20 protein-coding genes are annotated in these 21,578 nt (G+C 63.1%); 5 read left to right on the top strand and 15 right to left on the bottom strand.

Translation table 11 applies throughout. The features are described from left to right. Nucleotides 1-39 precede the first annotated feature (39 nt). Together A3OO_RS0104550 and A3OO_RS0104540 are read left to right on the top strand one after the other, a co-directional pair. A complete protein-coding gene (locus tag A3OO_RS0104550; protein WP_192879537.1) occupies nucleotides 40-513 on the top strand; it encodes a cupin domain-containing protein in 474 nt (157 codons plus the stop codon). A gap of 430 nt (nucleotides 514-943) precedes the next feature. Further along, nucleotides 944-1,609, top strand: a complete 666-nt coding sequence (locus tag A3OO_RS0104540) for a response regulator transcription factor (protein WP_245257103.1) — start codon at nucleotides 944-946, stop codon at nucleotides 1,607-1,609. Here A3OO_RS0104540 and A3OO_RS0104535 read toward each other — a convergent pair. The 5 genes from A3OO_RS0104535 to A3OO_RS0104510 all read right to left on the bottom strand — a co-directional run bounded on the left by A3OO_RS0104535 (nucleotide 1,602) and on the right by A3OO_RS0104510 (nucleotide 8,149). Beyond that, entirely contained in the window at nucleotides 1,602-3,410 is a 1,809-nt protein-coding gene (locus tag A3OO_RS0104535; RefSeq protein WP_026222688.1) for a S8 family serine peptidase, read from the bottom strand. The two genes, A3OO_RS0104540 and A3OO_RS0104535, sit on opposite strands and share 8 nt — an antisense overlap. 61 nt (nucleotides 3,411-3,471) lie before the next feature. Then, nucleotides 3,472-3,717, bottom strand: coding sequence for a hypothetical protein (locus A3OO_RS0104530; RefSeq protein WP_026222687.1), 246 nt, complete (start codon nucleotides 3,715-3,717; stop codon nucleotides 3,472-3,474). A 104-nt stretch (nucleotides 3,718-3,821) separates the two neighbouring features. Continuing rightward, on the bottom strand, nucleotides 3,822-5,078 hold the full coding sequence (locus A3OO_RS22525; protein WP_198008756.1) for a hypothetical protein: 1,257 nt from the start codon (nucleotides 5,076-5,078) through the stop codon (nucleotides 3,822-3,824). 282 nt (nucleotides 5,079-5,360) lie between these two features. Beyond that, a complete protein-coding gene (locus A3OO_RS21110; protein ID WP_018406647.1) occupies nucleotides 5,361-7,181 on the bottom strand; it encodes an ABC transporter ATP-binding protein/permease in 1,821 nt (606 codons plus the stop codon). 179 nt (nucleotides 7,182-7,360) lie between these two features. Further along, nucleotides 7,361-8,149, bottom strand: coding sequence for a response regulator (locus tag A3OO_RS0104510; RefSeq protein ID WP_018406646.1), 789 nt, complete (start codon nucleotides 8,147-8,149; stop codon nucleotides 7,361-7,363). A gap of 177 nt (nucleotides 8,150-8,326) precedes the next feature. Here A3OO_RS0104510 and A3OO_RS21105 point away from each other — a divergent pair, with 177 nt between their 5' ends. From A3OO_RS21105 to A3OO_RS0104495, 3 genes are all read left to right on the top strand, one after another. Next, a complete protein-coding gene (locus A3OO_RS21105; protein ID WP_040573614.1) occupies nucleotides 8,327-8,605 on the top strand; it encodes a NepR family anti-sigma factor in 279 nt (92 codons plus the stop codon). Further along, a complete protein-coding gene (locus A3OO_RS0104500) occupies nucleotides 8,602-9,156 on the top strand; it encodes a sigma-70 family RNA polymerase sigma factor (protein ID WP_018406644.1) in 555 nt (184 codons plus the stop codon). Before A3OO_RS21105 ends, A3OO_RS0104500 begins: the two co-directional genes overlap by 4 nt. A 134-nt stretch (nucleotides 9,157-9,290) precedes the next feature. Then, the gene (locus tag A3OO_RS0104495) at nucleotides 9,291-10,682 is read left to right on the top strand and encodes an HWE histidine kinase domain-containing protein (RefSeq protein WP_245257102.1); all 1,392 of its coding nucleotides are present in this window, start codon (nucleotides 9,291-9,293) and stop codon (nucleotides 10,680-10,682) included. Nucleotides 10,683-10,705: 23 nt separating this feature from the next. Here A3OO_RS0104495 and A3OO_RS0104490 read toward each other — a convergent pair whose 3' ends face one another. The 10 genes from A3OO_RS0104490 to A3OO_RS0104440 all read right to left on the bottom strand — a co-directional run bounded on the left by A3OO_RS0104490 (nucleotide 10,706) and on the right by A3OO_RS0104440 (nucleotide 21,422). Beyond that, the gene (locus A3OO_RS0104490) at nucleotides 10,706-12,001 is read right to left on the bottom strand and encodes an HlyC/CorC family transporter (RefSeq protein WP_018406642.1); all 1,296 of its coding nucleotides are present in this window, start codon (nucleotides 11,999-12,001) and stop codon (nucleotides 10,706-10,708) included. Nucleotides 12,002-12,005: 4 nt separating this feature from the next. Beyond that, on the bottom strand, nucleotides 12,006-13,814 hold the full coding sequence (aroB, locus tag A3OO_RS22845; RefSeq protein ID WP_083909794.1) for a 3-dehydroquinate synthase: 1,809 nt from the start codon (nucleotides 13,812-13,814) through the stop codon (nucleotides 12,006-12,008). Nucleotides 13,815-13,824: 10 nt separating this feature from the next. Next, a complete protein-coding gene (locus A3OO_RS0104480) occupies nucleotides 13,825-14,571 on the bottom strand; it encodes an NUDIX hydrolase (protein WP_018406640.1) in 747 nt (248 codons plus the stop codon). Nucleotides 14,572-14,698: 127 nt separating this feature from the next. Then, nucleotides 14,699-15,496, bottom strand: coding sequence for a nuclear transport factor 2 family protein (locus A3OO_RS0104475; RefSeq protein WP_018406639.1), 798 nt, complete (start codon nucleotides 15,494-15,496; stop codon nucleotides 14,699-14,701). A 189-nt stretch (nucleotides 15,497-15,685) separates the two neighbouring features. Beyond that, nucleotides 15,686-16,705 carry a ketol-acid reductoisomerase gene (gene ilvC, locus A3OO_RS0104470; RefSeq protein ID WP_018406638.1) on the bottom strand — a complete coding sequence of 340 codons (1,020 nt, stop codon included), beginning with the start codon at nucleotides 16,703-16,705 and terminating at the stop codon, nucleotides 15,686-15,688. 119 nt (nucleotides 16,706-16,824) lie between these two features. Beyond that, nucleotides 16,825-17,376: an acetolactate synthase small subunit gene (ilvN, locus tag A3OO_RS0104460; RefSeq protein WP_018406636.1), complete on the bottom strand. Its 552-nt coding sequence runs from the start codon at nucleotides 17,374-17,376 to the stop codon at nucleotides 16,825-16,827. An 81-nt stretch (nucleotides 17,377-17,457) separates the two neighbouring features. Further along, on the bottom strand, nucleotides 17,458-19,230 hold the full coding sequence (locus A3OO_RS0104455; protein ID WP_026222684.1) for an acetolactate synthase 3 large subunit: 1,773 nt from the start codon (nucleotides 19,228-19,230) through the stop codon (nucleotides 17,458-17,460). A 236-nt stretch (nucleotides 19,231-19,466) separates the two neighbouring features. Then, the gene (locus tag A3OO_RS0104450; protein WP_018406634.1) at nucleotides 19,467-20,231 is read right to left on the bottom strand and encodes a glucose 1-dehydrogenase; all 765 of its coding nucleotides are present in this window, start codon (nucleotides 20,229-20,231) and stop codon (nucleotides 19,467-19,469) included. A gap of 79 nt (nucleotides 20,232-20,310) precedes the next feature. Beyond that, nucleotides 20,311-20,928: a glutathione S-transferase family protein gene (locus tag A3OO_RS0104445; protein WP_018406633.1), complete on the bottom strand. Its 618-nt coding sequence runs from the start codon at nucleotides 20,926-20,928 to the stop codon at nucleotides 20,311-20,313. Between the two features lie 62 nt (nucleotides 20,929-20,990). Further along, nucleotides 20,991-21,422, bottom strand: coding sequence for a hypothetical protein (locus tag A3OO_RS0104440; RefSeq protein WP_026222683.1), 432 nt, complete (start codon nucleotides 21,420-21,422; stop codon nucleotides 20,991-20,993). Nucleotides 21,423-21,578 lie beyond the last annotated feature (156 nt).

The raw sequence follows: 21,578 nt of genomic DNA, 5'->3' as shown, positions 1-21,578 counted from the left end.
CGCTATAGTCTCGCACCTCAAACCTCTGGAGTGAACGCCATGCGCAACCCATTGCTTCTTTCCTTGATCTTCGCAGCCCTTGTGTCGACGGCGGCGTCAGAGACGTCGATCATAGGCAACAAGGATGGGAAGGATATCGTGACGGTGCGTGTCGGCGAAGCGTCACAATCGAAGCAGTCGCTCCCGATCTTCCCTGGAATTTCTACAAAGACCGCCGGCGCAAAGGGATTGTCGCTGCTAAAGGTCGTCATTCCTCCCGGCGGCAAGGCGCAAGCTCACACCCATAAGGGCCATGAGTCCGCAATTTATCTGCTGCAAGGCCGTGTCGAGACGCGGTACGGAGAAAACCTGGAAAAGAGCGTCGTGAACGTCGCTGGCGATTTTATCTTCATTCCTCCTGACGTGCTGCATCAGCCCGTAAACTTGAGCGACAGCGAAGCAGCGATCGCCATCGTCGCCCGCAATGACGGCGACGAACAGGAGCATGTCATTCTCCATCCGACGAAGAAATAGCAGACGCCAATCTACATCGCTCATCGCAAACTGCGCCTTGGCGTCTTGAAAGCAGCCTCGAACGCAAACAGCTGTCGAGGCTTTCCAAACCATTCATTTGCAGGAGGACAAAGCTCGCGAAAGCGCGCTTATGAAACCCCATGTTGACTGTCGCCCCATACGCCTTCTGGAGGCGTCATGATGGCTCAATGTCGATGCGGTTTAACAACGGCCATGACGCTGAAACCGAAAAATTGCAGGCGATGACGCCCAGGCGTCACGCCTTTCAAAACGCGCCAATGTATTAGGCGCCCACTCAGACATAGCGCTCAGGAGTAGTTCCATGCCTCGGTTTGCGGCCTTCCGAGACGATTCCGCCCTGGACCCCGGTCTGTCAGCGCAGAGCGCGTTTGTTCCTAGATCGGCAAATCCGCCGCGAAACGCGCGCATCTTGATCGTCAGCGACATGCGCCTGTTCAGCGAGGCGCTTGGCTTGCGTCTTGGGCAGCACGAGGGAATGTCCGTCGTCGGCGTCGTCGAGTGTGACGCCGCGCTGGCGGTAGCGGCTGATTTGGAACCTGATATTGCTCTGCTCGACGTCGGCGAGTTGGAAGGCCTTGCGATCGCGCAAGGTCTCGCTGCGCAGCATCCCGATTTGCGAATCGTCGCCATCGGCGCGCCGGCGTCGGCTAGCCCAGCATTGGCGGCCGCCTGTCCATCGATCGTCGGCGTCATTCCTCGCGAAGGGTCAATTGAAGACGTTGTCGAACTGCTCGCACGATTGACAGCGGCGCCCGCGATTCATCCCGTCGACGAGCGTCGGCCTATCGGCAAGGAGGCGCTCTCGTCCGGCGCGGACGCAGAGGACGCGCTTACCGCGCGCGAGCGGGAAATACTTGAACTGATCGAGCGCGGGCTGCCCAATAAGGAGATCGCCCGTCGGTTACGCATCGAACTCGGCACGGTGAAGAATCACGTGCACAATGTTCTGCAGAAGCTGCAAGTGCGCGGCCGTGGCGAAGCGGCGCACTCGATGCGAAAGCGCTCCCCCGCACATGACGGAGAAGCGCTTCATTCGCCGATCAATCGGGGACCGCTCGTGCTTGCGACTAAATAAGTCCCGCGGCCCGCAACTGCATCATGCGCTGGATGATCGCTGGATTGACCCTTTGCATCATCGCAGGATCGACGGCCCAAGGCGCTGGCGCGCTCAGCGGAGCAAATCCGTCGATCATCACGCGCGCGGGCGCCAGTCCCGCGTTCGCCGGCGCAGTCGCGCCCAAAGGCTGAGCCGCGGCGAGACTGGGCGTGCGCTCAAAATCCGGCGCGCCGGCTCCTTCGCGCGTGGAGTCGCCGAGATAGCGGACGCCCGACGCGGCCAACAACGAGAAGAGTTGCGCGACGCGTTGCTCATTGCGCGCCGTCCGCGCCCCAGCGAGGAGCGCATGGTGCGCGAGAAGCAGCGCCGCCATGCCGGTGACGTGAGGCGTCGCCATCGAGGTGCCGTCCCACGCCGCATAGCCCCCGCCAGGCACAGTGGAGACAATTGCAACGCCAGGCGCCGCGACAGTGATCTGCGGCCCAAAGCACGTGAATTTCGGCGAGAACATCGTCCCCGCGACAAGTTGCGGAACGACGGTCTGAGCATGGTAGCTGTCAGAAGGAAACTCGTCGAGTTTGCCCATCGCGGCGACCGTCAGCACCGTCGGCAGCATGCCGGGAAATTGCACGGGTCCGCTGGAGTTTCCGGCGGCGACGATGCAGGCGACGCCGCTCTGGCGCGCTTCGGCGATTTTCTGGGCGACGAGTTCGGAAGGATCGCCGCTGCCAAGGCTCATATTGACGACGTCGAGCTGCCGTTCGATGCATTCGTCGAGCGCGTCGATAAGATCGCTGAACCGTCCGCCGGGAAATACTTTCAGCGCGTGAACTTCCGCCCTCGGCGCAAAGCCGCGAATGCCGGCGACGCCATCGGAGGCGGCCGTAATGATTCCGGCGCAATGCGTTCCATGGCCGATTTGATCGTTCGACCAACTCGTCTTGTCGCCGCCATTGGTGAGATCGGCGCCCCGCGTCACATGGCGCAATTGCGGGTGCGCGCTGTCGCAACCTGAATCGATGATGCCGATCTTGACGCCGGCGCCGGTGAATGAAGGATCGAGCCGGTCGAGCTTCATGAGCCGCTGGCCCCAGCCAATCATGCCGTTTTGAGGAAAGCCGTTGAAGCGTTCGGTCAGCGGACGCAATTGCACCGTGTTCACGGCGCCGGCCTGAAGCGCTGGCCCGCGGAGCATACGATCCCAATGATCGGCGGCAGGTTTGACGTAAATCGCCTGGATGGTCTCGATCGGACCGCCGAACACGGTCACGACGACTTCGCCGCGCTCATTCGTGACGCCTTGGCCCGGAAAGCCCTGGCCATAGACATAGACGGTGGCCTTGGGCAGCGGCTTGCCACCAGCGCCGACGACGCGCAGCTGCACGTCGACTCCGACGCCCGCCGCAATCGGCATGGCTCCGTTGAAGTCGAAAGGACGGAAGTCGTCCGAGGCGCGTAGAAAGGCGTCGCGCTCCACGATGACGTTGGGCGGCGCCGAGGCCTGCAGCGCTGCGCCGCGCCCAGGGTCCATCTCGGCGACGAGAATTTCCGGCGACTGCGAAGAGGAACCGCCAGCGGAAAAAGCGGTGAGCCCGCGCGGCTGAATCCGCCGCACAATCTTTACGTCGGGGAGCGCATTGGCCAGATCCATGGCGGAAGCAGGCGCGAATCCTGGCACGCGCCGCGAGGCGATCATGAAGCGCTCGGTGGGGGCTATCGCCATCGGCTCGACCCGCGCTTCAGCGCCATTTGCTGACGGCGGGGACGGCTCTGGGTTGTGGCCATTCGGCGCAGGAGTACTATTGTCGGGACCAGCCATTTCGACTCTCCTAATAAATTCGGGCCAGCCTGCGCATCGCCATGAAGGACGCGCGCCGGCGCTAAAATGGTTTCAGCGGAGCGTTTGGTTCGATGATCAGGGTCGCGCCAAATTGTTCGCGCAAGTGACTTGCGCTCGCCGCAGGCAAAGCGACGACCAGCCTTGGTTGACCAGCCTTGCCGGCGCGCTGAAGAATTGCGGCGCCGGGAACAGACTGCATCGCCTGTTCGAAAGCGGCCAAATCCCCTGTGCTCGCCGCGTTGCGGGGCGCCACCAGAAATTGATCGATGCCGTTCGTTGCGCTCATGATTTCGCGATCCTGATCTCTTGAGGGCTTCCGGGCCGATGAATCGGCCCGGAAGCGGCAGCAGATCATCCTTCATGCGCCGCGTCGATTGCGTCGCTCAGACGTCAGCCGTACATCGGCGCCTGCATCTGCGGCACGTAGTAGACGGGCTGCGGCGCGGCGTCGAAGGGCAGGAAGCGCTGGGCCAGTCCGCCCACCGTGCCGCCGATCGTCTGACCGAGTCCCGCATTGCCGAAGCGCCCGCCGATGAAACCGCCGAGCGGCGCGCCGATCGCGCCAAGCGCATCGCCGACGATGCCCTGCGGCGCAAACACAGGCGCAGCCGTCTGGGGGACATAATAAGTTCCAGCCTGTGGGCCAGCTTCGAACGGCAGGAAGCGCTGGGCAAGTCCGCCCACCACATTGCCAACCGTCTGGCCAGCGCCGGCGTTGCCGAAGCGTCCGCCGATCCAGTTGCCAACCCGGCCCCCGACCGCGCCGAGCGCATCGCCGATGAAGCCCTGCGGAACGAAAACCGGCTCCGCCTCGAACGGCAGAAAGCGCTGAGCGAGACCGCCCACCGTGCCGCCGATCGTCTGGCCGAGTCCGGCGTTGCCGAAACGGCCGCCAATGAAGCCGCCGAGCGGCGCGCCGATTGCGCCGAGCGCGTCGCCGACGATCCCCTGAGGCGCAAAGCCGGGCGCAGCCGTCTGCGGGACGTAATAGGTCCCGGCGTAGGCTTGCTGCGGCGCGGCGTCGAACGGCAGGAAACGCTGAGCGAGACCGCCCACCGTGCCGCCGATCGTCTGGCCGAGTCCGGCGTTGCCGAAGCGGCCGCCAATGAAGCCGCCGAGCGGCGCACCGATGGCGCCGAGCGCATCGCCGACGATCCCCTGCGGCGCAAAGCCGGGCGCAGCCGTCTGCGGGACGTAATAGGTCCCGGCGTAGGGCTGCGGGCCGGCGTCGAACGGCAGGAAGCGCTGGGCAAGACCGCCCACCGTGCCGCCGATCGTCTGGCCGAGACCGGCGTTGCCGAACCGGCCGCCGATGAAGCCGCCGAGCGGCGCCCCGATCGCGCCGAGCGCGTCGCCGACGATTCCCTGAGGCGCAAAGCCGGGCGCAGCCGTTTGCGGGACGTAATAGGTCCCGGCGTAGGCCTGCGGGCCGGCCTCAAACGGCAGCAAGCCGCCAAGCACGCCGCCCGCGATGTTGCCGATCTGCCGACCGAGATTCTGGTTGCCGAAGGCGCGGCCAATCGCGCCGCCGCCTAATCCGCCCAGCGCGCTGCCGAGCGCGCCGCCGATAAAGCCCTGCGGCGCAAACATCTGATCCATGGTCACGCCCATCGGCGCGACCGACGGCGTTGCTCCGTTGTAAGCCATTTGCATATCTGATCCTCCCAAAGGGTCAAAGAAATCTGCGCCGCTCAAATGCAATGTCGCGTTTGCTCATCGACGCAGAGCAAACGATATGTCCTTCGGGAAGTCCGATATATGGATCGTTGGGCACAGTTGAGGATACATGCGCGGCGAACGCCTGGCGCGCTTTACCGATCACATGGAATCAGGTGATCGGTAGGGAATCGCTCAACATCAAAATGTTCGAGCAGGTTCTCATCGAAAAAGCCTGTCAACTTTTTCGGAGCCTGCCCTAGCGCCAACAAATCAATGAAGCGCGGCGTCGTCGAACAAGTGCCACAGGGATTTTTGCAGCTTACGGCTCGTAATATGCGCGCCGGCGGGGCGACGCTCAAGAACGAGTTTCTTGTCGTGAAAATCTTCCATGCCAACGCGATGGCCGACGCTGATCACCGTCGCGCCGGCGAGATCTTCATTGAACAGGCGCAGCATCGAAACCTGACTCTCTTCATCGAGCGCCGACGTCGCCTCATCCATGATGATGATCTGCGGCCTTTCCAGCAAGAGCCGAACAAAAGCCGTTCGCTGCCGCTCGCCGCCGGAAAGCGTTTGGTCCCAGCGCTGCTCTTCGTCGAGATGCTTGACGAGATAACCCAGGCCGCATCGCCGCATCGCGCCTTCGAGCATGTCGTCGGTGATGTCCTTGTCGGATATTGAATAGAGCATGGCCTGACGAAGCGTGCCCAAGGGGATGTACGGCTTCTGCGGCACAAAGGCGATGTGGGCGTCTTTAGGCAAGAGGATACGCCCGGAGCCCCACGGCCATAACCCGGCGAGGGCGCGAACAAGCGTGCTCTTTCCCGTGCCGCTCGGCCCCGCCACCAGCAGCTTTTCGCCGTTGGGAATGACAACGTTCGCGCCAGCAATCACGATTCGGCCATTGCGATGCGCGACCGCGAGATCTTCTAGGTGAATCGTGTCGTCGTCGCTGACGCCGAAATCGATGAACTCTTTCTCCTCCATGATGACGGCGATATCCAAACTCTCGAGCGCTTCTGCGAGTTCGTCGACCCGGTTGGCCGAGGCCATCCACTCCGCGACGCGCACCGAATTGTCGATGAACCAGTTGAAGGCGATCTGTACCGAGACGAAGGCGGCGGTAAGCTGCATGACCGCGCCGAGCGTGAGCGCGCCCGAGAGATATTTGGGCGCGACGAGCACGAGCGGAATTAGCGGCACGAGCGCGCCATTGGCGCTCTGCACGGTGGCGATGACCCCGTTGCGATGGATCTGGCGAATCCAGGCCGTGACGACGCGTCGATAGTTCTGCAGGACAGAACTCAGTTCGTCTGCGTCGCCGCGAATGAGCGCAATGCTTTCCGCGTTTTCCTTCAGCCGTGTGAGTTCAGAGAGGAACTGCGCTTCAGCTTCATTCTTCTGCGCAACGGCCGGAACCAGCGGACGGCCGGCGAAGTAGGCGAGGCCGCCGGCGATCGTCGCATAAACCACCGCGGCGAAGCCGAGATATCCCGGCAACACGAGGCGCGCGCCAAGCAGATTGAGCTCCAGCGCGCCGCCAACGGTCCATAGAACCCCGACGAAGGCCAATGCCGTCGCCAGCGCCGTCAAAAAGCCGACGGCGAATTCCACCAGCGGCTCGACGGCAAGTTGCACGTCCTTGGCGATCCGGTATTCCGGCGAGGTTTGCTCGGCTGCGGCGATCTCGAGACGGTAGTAGCGTTGGTCCTCGAGCCACCAGCCGGCGAGTTTCTCAGTGAGCCATTCTCGCCAGCGCATCTGCAAAGTCATGCGCGCGACAAGCGTTCCGCTAATGGCGAGGCCGCTGAACGCGACGAGGGCGGGCAACAGCAGCGTCGCCCAACTCAACGCTTCGACGTTCTTGCTTTCGAGCGCGTCGAAAAACTTGCGGTTCCATTCGTTGATGCTGAGCTGCGCCCCAAGCTGCAGCGCGATGCACAGGGCGACTAACCCCGTCAGACTCCATGCCCGTCGGCTCGGCTCGCTGGCCCAGAATCCCAGAGCAAGCGCGCAGAACTCCCGCCAACGCGCTCGAGCAGGCCGCGCCGCCTCTGCAGCTACGTTTGCCGCTATAGCTTGACTATTCACAGTCCAAGAGCCCCCTCGGCTCGAGCGCGCCGAAAGCGACGAAGGCTCTTCTCGAGCGGCTCAGCGGAGCCGTAATGCGCGTATCTTATATGGCGCGCCGAAACAGCTAGACTACAGCTTTGAAGCGGCCTTTTCGTGAAACTTGGGCGGCGTTGATGGGGATATTCCGCCACGAGCCGCTAGGCCGCGCGAGACGCCTTGCGCTCGAAGAACAGCGCCTGGCTGATCGTCGCCTTGACCGTGTCGACCTTGTAGGGCTTGCTGATGAGAAACGCCGGCTCGGGCCGCTCGCCGGTCAGCAGGCGTTCGGGAAATGCAGTTATGAAAATCACTGGCGCGTCGAAACTTTCGAGCATTTCGTTGACGGCGTTCAGACCAGAGCTGCCGTCGGCAAGCTGAATGTCCGCGAGAATCAACCCCGGCCGCTTGCGCGCCGCGAGTTCCACGGCTTCTTGATGGGTGCGGGCGACGCCGATGATGCGATGGCCCAGATCGCGCGCGATGAACTCGATGTCCTGCGCAATGAGCGATTCATCCTCGATGATGAGCACGTCCGTCGCGACGCGTTCGGCGATTTCCCGGCCTGCCTCCGTTACCAGCGCTTCGACCTCTTCTTCGGTCGCGCCCAGTATTGCGGCGGCGTCAGCGACCGAAAACCCTTCGACCGTGCGCAGCAAAAAGGCCTGTCGCGACCGCGGCGTCAGCAAGCTGATATTCCGCTGTGCCGCGGATATCTCGTCATCGGGCGCTGCTTCGGTGTTCAACCGGATCGACGACCAGGACGTCATGAAGAGGTGGTAAAGCCCGACCTTGGGCGACATATTTGATGGAAACGCATCCGGATCCACCACCAGCGCCTCGAGCGTGGCGACAACATAAGCGTCGCCGCTCTTTTGCGAGCCGCAAAGCGCCCTCGCAAACCGGCGGAGGTAAGGCAGGTGCACCGCAATTTCTCGGGAGAGGTTCATAGTTTCATCCTATGCCGCCCAGCGCCCAAGTCAATTCAAGCGCCCGCTGATATGTCACAGTGTTCCTTGCTTGCAATGACGGAACAATTAGTGTTCTTACGCGTTCCATCAAGGGAGGTCGTCGCTCGGCCGCCCCGGGTAGAGGCGGCCAGTCTCGGGGCGAACTCGGGGTCGAGAATGAGCCAACGCGAAAATCCTCACGACAACGACGGCCCCTCCCGCGACGCGGAACCGAACTTGAACAATAAGACTGGTGGTCCGGAGGAGGCTGATGCTGACAGCTTCCAGGATGCTGACGGGGCACAAGCAGATGGCGTTGCGCTGGACCCGAAGGTCCAAGCTCAGCTCGGGCGCGTTTTTCGCGCCTATTGCGACGATCTGATCCACCAACCTATTCCTGACAAATTCACTGTGCTGCTGGCCAAGCTGGAAGCCAAACAGCGCGAAAAGAAATGAGCTACGAGGCCTTCGGAGATCAGATGGTGGCGCAGATGCCCTATCTGCGCGCCTTCGCCATTTCGCTGTGCGGATCGCATAGCCTCGCCGACGACCTGGTTCAGGACACTCTGGTCAAAGCCTGGTCGCACGCCGATTCCTTTCAGCAAAACACCAATCTGCGCGCCTGGCTCGTCACCATTTTGCGCAACACTTATTTTTCGAGCTATCGGAAACGCTCGCGCGAAGTTCAGGACAGCGACAATCTCCTGGCCCAGCAGATCCCCGTGAAGGGTGGCCAGGAGTCGGCGCTCACCCTGACCGACGTTCAGGCGGCGCTTGATAAGCTTGCCCCCGAACACAAGGAAATTCTGCTGCTGATCGGGATCACCGAACTCTCCTACGACGAAGCGGCGGAGGTCTGCGGCGTGGCCATTGGCACGGTCAAGAGCCGGTTGAATCGCGCCCGCGCCAAACTTGCGCAGCATCTGGGCCTGCTCAACACGAGCGACATCGACACCGATCCCACCGTCTCGGACCTCGCGGCCCGGCGACCCTCCCGCGCCGTTTGACAGCCAAGCCTTCGCGTGGGATGCGCGATCAAGATTTCGCGCTATCTGACGGTTACGCCCGGCAGGGTCCCGAAAATTTTGGCAGCGTAATGACGGAAGGCCATAACGGTCGATCAGCCCGGCGGTCGCCGCCCGTGTCGGCGACGGCCAAACCATACCCGCGGGCGCCGGGGGTCGCCGCGCCGCGCGCTGCGCTGGCGTTCCTGCTGGCGATGACGTCTGCCGCCCGCGCCGCGGAAGGCGCGGCAAACATGATCGAGGTCTGGCGCCTGATCGTTGGCGCGCTCACGCTCGCGCTGGCGACGACGATCGCCGTGATTTTTTTACTGGTGAGGCAGCGCGGGGAGACGCAAAGGGCGCAACATGAACTCGCCGAATTGAGTCTGGCCGTGGAAGCGCGCGGCGCCTCGCATTGGAGCGACACCGGCGTTCCTGAGGTCGATGCGATCGCGCATAGCCTTCAGGACATGGACGAGCGCCTGCGCGAAAAGCGCAAGAGGCTGTCCGAGCTGAACGATCTACTGATGAAAAGCTCGTCGATCGTCAGCCGCGCGGGGGCGAATCTGCAACTGCGCGCGCTGCTTGACGCCGTGCCGGTCGGAATCATCATCGCCGAAGCCCCGAGCGGACGAATCGTCGAGGGCAATCACGTCATTGAAGCGATCTTCCGTCGCCCTGTTCGCTACTCGGAAAGCACGCAAGCCTATTCCAAATGGAACGCCATTCATCAGGACGGCCACCCGGTCGCGAATGAGGAATACCCGCTCGCGCGCGCCCTTGCTGGGGAGAACCATCCGCAGCTCGAGTGCAAGATCGAGCGCGGCGACGGCGCCTACGTCTGGATCAACATCGTCGGCGCGCCGATCCGCGACGACAAGGGGGCCGTTATCGGCGCGATCGTCGCCATCACCGACGTCGACGAGATCAAAAACGCGGAGATGCACAATCAGATGATGAACCGCGAGCTGCATCACCGGGTGAACAATTCGCTCGCGATGATCCAGGGAATCGCCAATATCACCGCGCGCACGGCGCAGGACTTTTCGAGCTTTCAGCAAGGCTTCTCCCACCGCGTCCAGTGTCTGAGCCGCATCTCCACGCTGCTCGTGCAGACCTCCTGGGAACGAACGCCGCTCAGAGACCTGCTCATGATCGCGCTGTCTTGTGGCAGCCACGACTACGCCGAGCGTATCTCACTGTCGGGCGAAGACGTGGAATTGCGCTCCGCGGTCGCCTCCGCCTTGGGTCTGACCATCAACGAACTGCTTGCCAACGCCGAGCAGCACGGAGCGCTCTCAGACGACGACGGTCGGATAGCGATCAGCTGGCGTATCGATCGCGAAGAAGATCGTCCACGTCTCATCTTGAATTGGACGGAGACGGGGGGGCCAAAGGTCGAACACCCGGAGCAAACCGGAGTCGGGCATTTCCTGATCACCAATGTGCTCGCGCGCCAGATGGGCGGAGACGTCAGGCTCTCGTATCGCGCCGAAGGCCTGCAAGTCGAATTATCCGCTGAAATTTAAGAGAAGATCCTCTGCGTGCGTCGTCATACGGCTTGCTGCGGCGTCACCCGCAAGGCGGTGACGCGATTCCTGATCTTGCGCATCACCTCGAAACGGAAACCGTGATAGGTGAAGACCTGCCCGGCTTCCGGAATCGCGCCCGCCTCGTGGATCACCAGTCCCGCGATCGTTGTCGCTTCCTCATCGGGCAGCTCCCACGCCATGACGCGATTGAGATCGCGCACCGGCACGGCGCCGTCGACCAGCACCGACCCGTCGGGCTGCGGACGCACGCCCTGCACCGCGAGATCATGTTCGTCACGAATGTCGCCGACGATTTCCTCGAGGATATCTTCGAGCGTGACGAGTCCCATCACCTCGCCATATTCGTCGACGACCAAAGCGAAATGCGTCTTACGCTTCAGGAAGGCTTCGAGCTGATCCTCGAGCGTCGTCGCCTCGGGGACAAACCACGGGGCGAACATCACCTCGCCGACGTCGAGCTTGGAGGCGTCGCCGCCTGCGGCGTTCAGCGCCCGCAGTATGTCCTTCGAATGCAGGACCCCGACGAAATTGTCCGGTCGCTCGCGCCAGAGCGGCATGCGGGTGAAGGGCGACGACAGCACCTCGCGCACGATCTGGTCCGGCGGCAGATCCGCGTCGATCGTGCGCATTTTGGTGCGGTGGATCATCACGTCCGAAACATGCAGCACCTGCAAATCTAGGACGCCGCCGAACATGTCGCGCGCGGCGCGCTCGACATTGCCCTCGTCATGCAAAATATCGACGGCGCTCTTTAATTCGTCATAGGGCGAGCGAACTGTTCGTCCTTGGCCAACCTCGACGCCCGCCAACGCGAGCACCGTGCGCACGATATATTCGACGCCCGCGAGGAGCGGCCCGACGACTCGCACGAAGGGCGCAATAAACTTCGCGACCCGCAGCGATGTTTCGTCGGGATGATTGATCGCCAGCGTTTTCGGCAGAACCTCGGCGAAGACAAGCAGCAACACGGTCATGATGACGGTCGCATACACCGCGCCATTGTCAGCCGCGACAACGACCAGCACGCTCGTGGTGAAAGCGGAGCCGCCGATGTTGACCAGGGTGCCGCCAAGCAACAGCGCGGCGATCATGCGGTTACGCTGGCGCAGCAGCCGATTGACGGCGGCGGCGCGCTTATCGCCCTCTTTTTCCAGCGAATGCATCCGGGCGTGCGACGCGGCGGTGAGCGCCGTCTCCGACCCCGCAAAGACCGCCGACAGGAATACGCAGACGATGACGATGCCGACCGCAGTCCATATGTCGACCTGCGGCGCGCTGGATTCGAGCCCATGCATGGCGCTATGTCCGCTTTAGCTCGTCTTTAAGAAAGCCAAGCACCTCATTGGCGTCGACGGATTTTGCGATAAACGCCTGGCCGATGCCGCGCAAGAGAATGAAAGTCAGCGCGCCGCGCTCGACCTTCTTGTCCTGATACATGGCGTCGAGAATGGCCTGGGCGTCGTCGCGCCAATCCGGAATGTCGCGGATCTTCGTCGGCAGACCGACGGCCTTCAGATGGCGTTCGACGCGCTCCGCCGCCGCCTCGGGGCACAGACCGCGGCGCACGGAGAAGCGCGCGGCGCAAGCCATGCCGATCGCAACGCCCTCGCCGTGAACCAGGCGCGCGCTGTTGTAATCGGTCAGGCGCTCGAAGGCGTGGCCGAATGTGTGACCGAGGTTGAGCAACGCCCGTTCGCCCTGCTCCGTTTCATCGCGCGCGACGATCGTCGCCTTGGTCTCGCAGCTCACCGCCACGGCGCAAATCTGTTCCGCCTGACTGTGGAACACCGCTTCCGAGTCGGCGTCGAGCCAATCGAAGAAGCGGGCGTCGCCGATCAGACCGTATTTCACCACTTCGGCGTAGCCGGCGCGGAACTCGCGCAGCGGCAACGTGCGCAGTGTGTCGACGTCGGCCAGAACCAGCGAGGGCTGGTGAAAGGCGCCGATCAAATTCTTGCCGTGACGCGAATTGATCCCCGTCTTGCCGCCGACCGAAGAATCGACCTGCGACAGCAACGTCGTCGGAATCTGCACGAAGCGCGAGCCGCGCCGCACGCTCGCGGCCACAAATCCGGCGAGGTCGCCAACGACGCCGCCGCCAAGCGCGACGATCAGATCGCGCCGTTCGATTCTTGCGGTCAGCACGTCGTCACAGACGCGGCCATAGACCGACAGCGATTTTGACGCCTCGCCAGGCGGAACGATGATGGTCGTCACACGCAGGCCGGCGTCCTTCAGACTCTGCTCAACCGTCGGAAGGTGCAGTCTGGCGACATTCTCGTCCGTGATGACGGCGCATGCGGCGCCGGGCGCGATCTCCGCGATATAATCGCCGGCGCGCTGCAGCAGCCCGTCGCCGATGATGATGTCGTAGGAGCGCCCGCCGAGCGCGACCCGAACGATTTCCTGGCGCCGGGCGTCGCCTTCAGCGCGCGCGGGATAGAGATGCGTCATGGCTTTGGCGAAACCTTTGCTTTGCGCCCGCTGCCGCAAGTCTTCCAACATCGGCAAGCCTGCGGCGAGAACCCCGAGCGTATCATCCACCATCGCATCCTGCGGGATTTCGCGCGACTCGACGCGAAGATCGGCGAGTTCGTATAGGGGGCGTCGCGCGTCCAGCAACTGGCGCAGCGTCTCCTCCGGATCTTCCGTCTGCAGCAGGGGACGATCATTCTTGCGGCGCACGCGTTTCAGCAAGGTCTTCAGATCCGCGTCTAGCCACACCGATACGCCCCGTTCGGCGATGCGGTCGCGCGTGCGCGGGTCGAGAAACGCGCCGCCGCCGGTGGCGAGCACGACCGGGCCGCCGTTCAGAAGCCGCATGATCACGCGCCTCTCGCCGTCGCGAAAATAGCGTTCGCCATATTTGGCGAAAATCTCGGGAATGGACATGCCGGCCGCCGCGGCGACGATCTCAGCGTCCGCATCGACGAAAGGCAGGCCGAGACGTGCGGCCAGCCTCTGGCCGATGGCGCTTTTGCCGGAGCCCATCATTCCGACAAGCACGATAACCCTGCCGTTCAGGGCGGCGCGCACGGCCAAAGCGCGCTCGTCACTGGACGCTTGCGGAGCTGGAAGGACGACGCCGGAGTGTTGCGGTCGAGTCATTGGCGCAAATCTAACCCGCGCGACGCGGAATTTCATCCGCGCCGGCGAGGACGCGCGAAAGATACGCGACCATGAAGGCGGGCAGGCGCGGGTCGGAAAGCGCCGTCAAGCTCGAAACCATATGCGCGTCCGCGAGTTCGGGCGCGCTTTCGGTCGCGATAAAGGCCTTCACCCTGGCGAGGAGGGCGTGCGACGGCGCATCGAAATCCAGCCTCTTGACGCAGGCGACATGCTGGCGATCGAATATCGCCGTCCAGCCGGCCGACGCATGCGCCTCCGAAGCGGCGAGGCCCGTCTCTTCTGCGAGTTCGCGCACAAGACTGCCGGCAAGATCAACGCGACCGCCCGAGACGACGTCGGAAGGGTCGGGGGTTCCGCAGGGAAAATAGAGCTGGCCGGCGAATGAGTGGCTTGGCCCCATTTCCCCGAGGAGATAGGCGCCGTCGCGCGCGCGCGCCGCCGGCATCGAGAAGCAATTGTATACGGCTTCGTCCGGCCAGCCGAATTCTCGCCAGGCAAGAAAGCTCGAGAAAGGCGTCTTGAAGAACGCCATCCGCAAGATGCGCGCGCCGTCTTCGCCGATCGCCCGCTCGACGCGACAGGCGAGCAGCACAGAGCCGTCGTAGAGCGCCGGATTGGCGCGGCGACGCTCCTCCCAATGGCGCTCGATGTCGACGGCCCGCTCCTCAACGAAGCCCCAGCGATGGTCGACAAAGCGACACTCGAGCCGATCGAACTCCACAATCTCGAGAGTCACGGGCGGACCGCTCCTTGGCGGCAACGACGCGCCGGGCCGTCACATCCGTACTCGACGCGACTGCGCGCGATGATTGCCGGATGTCGATTGGACTGACTGAATCGCATCGCACACGTCACGCGCTTTGTTACGCCTGCATCTGCAAAAGCGCCGTGCTGTCGCGAAATTCGACGATCTCGACAATGCGGCCGTCCTCGAAGCGCACGAAGTCGGCAAGCTGAACTTGGCCGCAACGGCCTGTGCCGCGATGACGCCACTCGACGATCCGACGCGCAGCGGCGGCGCCGCCGTCGACGATGACCTCGGGCATGGCGAGTCCGAGTTGCTCGAACTCGACCTCGATGCTGCGCACGATGTTGATCAGCGCCTCTATGCCGCGATGTCGCCCGGCGTGCGAAACCGTCGCGCGGTCGCCAACGAATTCGCACACGACGTCAGGCGAACACAGCTCACGGAACAGCGCGATGTCGGGCGCGCACGAGAAACTGCCCATGGCGATCAACCGGCGCGCCATTTCATCGCGCGAGAGTCCCGGGCTGCGGGGATTGAGAATGTCGTCGAGGCTTTGCGGCAGGAAATCGGCGCCGCGCGCGACGCAACGATGATCCCGGAACTCGTACATTTCCGAAACGAGTCCGTTCCGCCAGCGCAGAAAATGCGCCATGTCCATGCTGTGGATATGGCCGGTGGCGCGGTGGCGCCACCGGCTGATCCATCGCACCACGGTATTGTCGCCTTCGACAAGAACCGAGAGAACTTCCGCGTCGAGCGGTTCATAATCGACGTCGACGCGACGCAAATGGGCGCGAAGCGCATCGCGCCCGCGCCATTGTCCCGGCGGAAGCACGCCAAGTCGGGAGCAGCTGTAGTTCAACTCGACGTCTTCGACGAAATGTTCGATCAATGTCGAGACGTCGTACGTCATGCGGCTCCGTACAATCTCATGTACGCGCCGACGCGTTTCGCTCTCGATAATATGACTCGACCGCCCGCCCGGCCCGTGCATTCATCCCCCGCTATGGCGATGCATTTGTCGATGCGTGATGCGCCGATTGCGCCTCGGTAACGCCCCAAACCCGAGTGCGCGCTCGCCTTTTTGGGAAATCATTATGCGCTAATTGCGGTCCTTGTCGACCAACTTATTCTTGCCGATCCAGGGCATCATGCCGCGCAAGCGAAGGCCGACCTCTTCGATTGGATGCGCGTTATTTCGCGCGCGAGTGGCCTTAAAGGAGGTCTGGCCGACTTTGTTCTCCAGCATCCAATCGCGCGTGAATTTGCCCGCTTGAATATCGTCAAGCACACGCTTCATCTCCGCCTTAGTGTCCTTGGTGATGATGCGCGGACCGGTGACATATTCGCCATACTCGGCCGTGTTCGAAACCGAATAGTTCATGTTGGAGATGCCGCCCTCATAGATGAGGTCGACAATCAGCTTCACTTCATGAAGACATTCAAAATACGCCATTTCCGGCGCATAGCCGGCTTCGACCAGCGTCTCGAATCCGGCGCGGATCAATTCCACGAGACCACCGCAGAGCACGACCTGCTCGCCGAAAAGATCCGTTTCGCATTCTTCGCGAAAGGTCGTTTCGATGATGCCGGCGCGGCCGCCGCCGATCGCCGCAGCATAGGACAGCGCGATCTGCTTGGCGTTGCCGGAAGCGTCCTGATGCACAGCGATCAGGCAGGGCACGCCGCCGCCCTTGAGATATTCGCCGCGCACCGTATGGCCCGGGCCTTTCGGCGCGATCATGGCGACGTCGATATCCTTGCGCGGCTCAATCAGGTTGAAATGGATGTTGAGGCCGTGGGCGAAGAGCAGCAGCGCTCCCGGCTTCAGGTTCGGCGCCATCTCATTGGCGTAGATCTCGCCCTGCAGTTCGTCGGGCGTCAGCATCATGATGACGTCGGCCCATTTGGAGGCCTCCGTGACGGTCATGACCTTCAGGCCGGCGCCCTCCGCCTTGGCGGCCGAGGCGGAGCCGGGGCGCAGCGCGACCGCGACCTCCGCGACGCCGGACTCCTTGAGATTTAGCGCATGCGCGAAGCCCTGGCTGCCGTAGCCGACGATGGCGACTTTCTTGCCTTTGATCAAATTGATGTCGGCGTCCCGATCGTAATAAACGCGCATGTGCTCTGCTTCCTTGATGTGCGTGCGCTCTTGGGGGAACGGCGCGCCCCGCGCGCCGTCGAATTCGCTGGCGGGCTCCTTCTACGCGGGCCGCCCGGCAAGGTCAAAATTCTCGAGCCTTAGATCGGATCGGGCCCGCGCGAGATGGCGGCGACGCCTGTGCGGGAGACCTCGACGAGCCCGATCGGACGCATCAGGTCGATAAATTCATCAATCTTCTGCGGTTTGCCGGTCAATTCGAAAATAAAGCTCTCGGTCGTCGCGTCGACGATACGGGCGCGAAAGGCTTCGGCGAGCTGTAGCGCGAAGGTGCGGTGCTCGCCGCGACCTTTGACCTTGACCATGGCGAGTTCGCGTTCGAGCGAACGCATCGACATGGTGAGGTCGGTCACCTGATGCACGGGGACGAGTCGCTCGAGCTGATGATGGATCTGGTCGATCGTCTCCGGCGCGCCGGAGGTCAATATGGTGATCCGCGAGAGATGTTCGGCGTGGGCGACCTCGGCGACCGTGAGGCTCTCGATATTGTAGCCGCGGCCGGAAAACAGGCCGACGACGCGCGCCAATACGCCCGGCTCATTGTCGACGAGCACGGACAGCGTATGCGACTCGACCTTGGCGTTCGGCGCGGCGGCGGAATAGGGAGAAGGCGGAGAAGCAGGAGCGTTCATCTTTTTTCCTGAGCGGTCGGCAGATCGGCGGTCGGCAGTCGATTGCAGCGCTGCGACTGCCGATCGCCGAAACCCGACCGTCTAAACAAGCATCTTTCCTTTTTCGTCGATGACCGCGCCGATCTCTATCCCGGCGTCGTCGGAAAGATCGGCGAGCAGCATGTCGTTATGCGCCTTGCCGGAGGGGATCATCGGGAAGCAATTCTCGACCTTGTCGACGACGCAGTCGAAGATCACCGGTCCGTCATAGTCGAGCATCTCCTGGATCGCGGCGTCGAGCGAGGCGGGATCAGAGCAGCGGATGCCCTTGGCGCCGAACGCCTCAGCAAGCTTGACGAAATCGGGCAGCGCCTCGGAGTAGCTATGGGAATAGCGCCCGCCATGCAGCAGCTCCTGCCACTGGCGCACCATGCCCATATATTCGTTGTTGAGGATGAAGATCTTCACCGGCAGGCGATATTGGATCGCCGTCGACATTTCCTGAATGCACATCAGAATGGAGGCTTCGCCGGCGATGTCGATCACCAGCGAACCGGGGTGCGCGAGCTGCGCGCCGATCGCCGCCGGCAGGCCGTAGCCCATGGTGCCGAGTCCGCCCGAGGTCATCCAGCGGTTCGGCTCTTCAAAATGATAATGCTGGGCGGCCCACATCTGATGCTGCCCGACTTCTGTCGTGACGTAGACGTCGCGATCCTTGGTCAGCGCATAGAGCCGTTGCACCGCATGCTGCGGCTTGATCGCCGCGTCCGAATTGCGGAACGCCAGTGACTTGCGCGCCCGCCACTCGTTGATCATCGCCCACCAATGGTCGAGCGGCTGCTTGTCGGCGCTCATCGCCTCGGCGCGCCACAGGCGCACCATGGCTTCGAGCACATGGGCGCAATCGCCGACGATGGCGAGATCGACCTTGACGTTCTTGTTGATGGACGAACGATCGATGTCGATGTGGATCTTTTTCGAGCCCGGCGAAAAGGCGTCGAGACGTCCGGTGATGCGGTCGTCGAAACGCGCGCCGACCGCGATCATCAGATCGCAGTCGTGCATGGCGTGATTGGCTTCCCAGGTGCCGTGCATGCCCAGCATGCCGAGCCAGTTTTCGCCCGACCCCGGATAGGCGCCGAGCCCCATCAGCGTCGAGGTGATGGGAAAGCCCGTCAGGCCGACGAGTTCGCGCAGCAGGGTCGAGGCTGCGGGTCCTGAATTAATGACGCCGCCGCCGGTGTAAAAGATCGGACGCTTCGCCGCCGCCATCATGCGCACGGCCTGCTGCATCGCCTCCATGTCGGCGTCGAGCTTGGGATGATAGGTCTTGTGCGCGGCGCTGCGCGGCGGGGCGTAGACGCCGCGCGCGAACTGCACGTCCTTGGGGATGTCGATGACCACCGGTCCCGGCCGGCCGGACGAAGCCACATAAAAGGCTTCATGCAGCACGCGCGGCAGATCGGCGATGTTCTTGACGAGATAATTGTGCTTCGTGCAATGGCGGGTGATGCCGACCGTGTCGCATTCCTGAAAGGCGTCGGAGCCGATGAGATGCGTCGGCACCTGCCCGGTGATGCAGACGAGCGGGATCGAATCCATCAGCGCGTCGGTGAGGCCCGTCACCGTATTGGTGGCGCCCGGTCCCGAGGTGACGAGCAGCACGCCGACCTTGCCCGAGGAGCGCGCATAGCCTTCCGCGGCATGGGCGGCCCCCTGCTCATGGCGCACGAGAATGTGCTGCACCTTCTCTTGCTGGAAGAGCACGTCATAGATCGGAAGGACGGCGCCGCCCGGATAGCCGAAAAGAATCTCCACGCCCTGATCCTTCAGGGCTTCGACCACCATTTCGGCGCCGGACATTTCCTTCGACATCATCATTTTCCGTCTTGCTTTTCGCGGCGGGCGACTAGGATGTTTTTTGTCTTCGGGCAACAAAAAAGGCCCTCTTGGGGCCTTGGGTCAAGCGCCACTGGCGGAGGCCGGGCCTAGCCCAGCTCCATCCTTGGCGCTTCAAATACGAGAATTGCGCGCATTCCGCGTTCCGCCCTTTTGTTCACAGCCGACGTTACGGGAGGCGCGGCGGAGAATCAAGGGCGGAGAGTGACTCTTCAGCGGGCGATCCATCCGCCGTCGACGACGAGGAGGTGGCCAACGATGAAGCGCGCCTGTTCGGAGCACAGGAACAGCACGGCCTCGGTCAGCTCCTCGGCCTTGCCCATCCGCCCGATCGGAAACAGCTTCCCAGCCTCCTCGGGGCTGATGTGCTCCTTCTCCATCCATTGGTGGAAGACGTCGCCAGGGGCGTCGATCCCGCAGGCGCAAATGGCGTTGACGCTGATATTGTCCTTGGCGACCTCGAGCGCGACCGTCTTGGTCAGGCCGTCGACGCCGCCCTTGGAGGCGGCATAGGCGCCCTCTGCAGGGTTGCCGGTGAGGCTGCCGGTGATCGACGACTGGTTAACGATGGCGCCGCCGCCGTTTTGGCGCATCTGGCGGATCTCATGCTTCATGCAGAAGAACACGCCGCGCAGATTGACGTCGATGTGGAAATTGAAGCCCTCTTCCGTCTCCTCGACGATGGGCTTGAAGCGTACGACGCCGGCGTTGTTCACCGCGCAGTCGAGGCGGCCATAGGCCTTGACCGTCTCCGCGACCATGGCTTCGACGTCCCGCTCGATCCGCATATCTGCGAGCGTGAAGAGCCCCTCGCCGCCTGCCGCGCGGATCATGTCGAGAGTCTCGCGCCCGCCAGCCTCGTCGATATCGGCAAGCGCGACCCTCGCCCCCTCGCGGGCGAAGGCGAGCGCCGTGACCCGGCCAAGACCTCTCGCTGCGCCAGTAACGAGCGCAACTTTCCCATCAAATCGTGCCATGAACCCCTCCGCGCCTGAGCGGAAGCTTTCACCCGACGCCGTCGCGGTCAAGCTCGTAAGAGGCGATAATTCGAGGCGGTCACGCGCCTTCGGCGGCGAGCACGCGCTTTACGCCTTCGTCCGCCGCCATCATGTCATGGTGTTTCTGAATGTTGGGGTATTTCGACAAGCCGTCCTCCAGCAGCGACGCGCCCCAGCGCTCCATCGGGAAGACATAGGCGTCGAGATAGCTCAACTTGTCGCCGGCCATGAAGCGGCGACCCGCAAGATGCGCTTCGACAATATCGAATTTCTTGCGCACCAGGGCCTTTGCGGCTTCGCGCACATTGTCGAACTGCTCCTTCTCCCGAGCGCGCGTATAGCGGTCCGGCAAAAACAGCGGGAAAAAGGCCGGGTGGAGATCGCCGGTAATGAAGGAGGACCAGCGATCGGCCTCGGCCTCGTCGCGCGGCGACCCGTCGGGGGCGATCCCCGCCTGCGGGAAGCGGTCGGCGAGATAGCGCAGCACGGCCGCGGCCTGGGTCAGGATCCAGCCTTCGCCGGTGTCGAGCGCGGGCACTGCGCCTGCCGGATTGATCTTCAAATATTCCTTATCGCCGAACTCGACCGGCTTGGTTTCGTAGGGTTCGCCAATCCATTCGAGCGCGATATGCGGCGCGAGCGAACACGCGCCTGTATGATAGTAGAGCGTGAGCATGAGGGCCTCCGGTTGAGGGCGTCGCTCTTAGAATAGGGCGGCGGCCCGCGTGAGGGTCGCGTCTACCCCTCGCCGCAGTCGAGAATCCAGGTTTTGTCGCAGAAGGCGACATAGAGGCGCTCCTGCCCGAGCGCCGCCCCGAGCTCGCCGGCCAGTTCGTTCAGCATCGCCTCGATCTGCGCGTCGGGAAGGCCGCCGAGATAGGCGTGCACCGCTTCCCCGGTGAGGATCGCGACCGGCTCGCGGTCGGAACCGACCGTGCCGTCGTCCCTGGGCCAGGCGTAGGTCACCTCGCCGCGGGTGAACATGCCTGAGAGCGCGGGCTGGCCCGCTTCGACGCGGCGGCGCATCCAGGCGTGCGCGCAGCGCACCGCTTCGGAAACGTCATAGACGCGGCCCTCCGCCTCCCAGCCCTCGCGCAGCCCGACGGTGATGCGGAAATCCCGCCGCGGCCCGCGTGAGCCGTCAACGAGGTGATAGACGCGCTTGCTCATGAGCGGAAGGTAAGGCGCCGGATGCACGCAAGAAAGGCTGGCGAACCGAGATAACGCCGCCGCGCCTATGGGTCTTCGAGAGCGCCCCTGGGCGATGTCGAACGCGATTTACCATTCGTCGAGGTCGCGTGGGCGCGATGGCTGGTCAGCGCTTGC

The organism is Methylocystis rosea SV97, from assembly GCF_000372845.1.
GTDB lineage: Bacteria > Pseudomonadota > Alphaproteobacteria > Rhizobiales > Beijerinckiaceae > Methylocystis > Methylocystis rosea.
The sequence above is the reverse complement of the archived record's forward strand: the minus strand, read 5'-3'. Positions and strand labels throughout refer to the sequence as shown.

Coding starts and splice junctions, on each gene's coding strand:
- A3OO_RS0104550 (WP_192879537.1), top strand. CDS start 40: ATGCGCAACCCATTGCTTCTTTCCTTGATCTTCGCAGCCCTTGTGTCG.
- A3OO_RS0104535 (WP_026222688.1), bottom strand. CDS start 3,410: ATGGCTGGTCCCGACAATAGTACTCCTGCGCCGAATGGCCACAACCCA.
- A3OO_RS0104530 (WP_026222687.1), bottom strand. CDS start 3,717: ATGAGCGCAACGAACGGCATCGATCAATTTCTGGTGGCGCCCCGCAAC.
- A3OO_RS22525 (WP_198008756.1), bottom strand. CDS start 5,078: ATGGCTTACAACGGAGCAACGCCGTCGGTCGCGCCGATGGGCGTGACC.
- A3OO_RS0104510 (WP_018406646.1), bottom strand. CDS start 8,149: ATGAACCTCTCCCGAGAAATTGCGGTGCACCTGCCTTACCTCCGCCGG.
- A3OO_RS21105 (WP_040573614.1), top strand. CDS start 8,327: ATGAGCCAACGCGAAAATCCTCACGACAACGACGGCCCCTCCCGCGAC.
- A3OO_RS0104500 (WP_018406644.1), top strand. CDS start 8,602: ATGAGCTACGAGGCCTTCGGAGATCAGATGGTGGCGCAGATGCCCTAT.
- A3OO_RS0104490 (WP_018406642.1), bottom strand. CDS start 12,001: ATGCATGGGCTCGAATCCAGCGCGCCGCAGGTCGACATATGGACTGCG.
- aroB (WP_083909794.1), bottom strand. CDS start 13,814: ATGACTCGACCGCAACACTCCGGCGTCGTCCTTCCAGCTCCGCAAGCG.
- A3OO_RS0104475 (WP_018406639.1), bottom strand. CDS start 15,496: ATGACGTACGACGTCTCGACATTGATCGAACATTTCGTCGAAGACGTC.
- ilvC (WP_018406638.1), bottom strand. CDS start 16,705: ATGCGCGTTTATTACGATCGGGACGCCGACATCAATTTGATCAAAGGC.
- ilvN (WP_018406636.1), bottom strand. CDS start 17,376: ATGAACGCTCCTGCTTCTCCGCCTTCTCCCTATTCCGCCGCCGCGCCG.
- A3OO_RS0104455 (WP_026222684.1), bottom strand. CDS start 19,230: ATGTCGAAGGAAATGTCCGGCGCCGAAATGGTGGTCGAAGCCCTGAAG.
- A3OO_RS0104450 (WP_018406634.1), bottom strand. CDS start 20,231: ATGGCACGATTTGATGGGAAAGTTGCGCTCGTTACTGGCGCAGCGAGA.
- A3OO_RS0104445 (WP_018406633.1), bottom strand. CDS start 20,928: ATGCTCACGCTCTACTATCATACAGGCGCGTGTTCGCTCGCGCCGCAT.
- A3OO_RS0104440 (WP_026222683.1), bottom strand. CDS start 21,422: ATGAGCAAGCGCGTCTATCACCTCGTTGACGGCTCACGCGGGCCGCGG.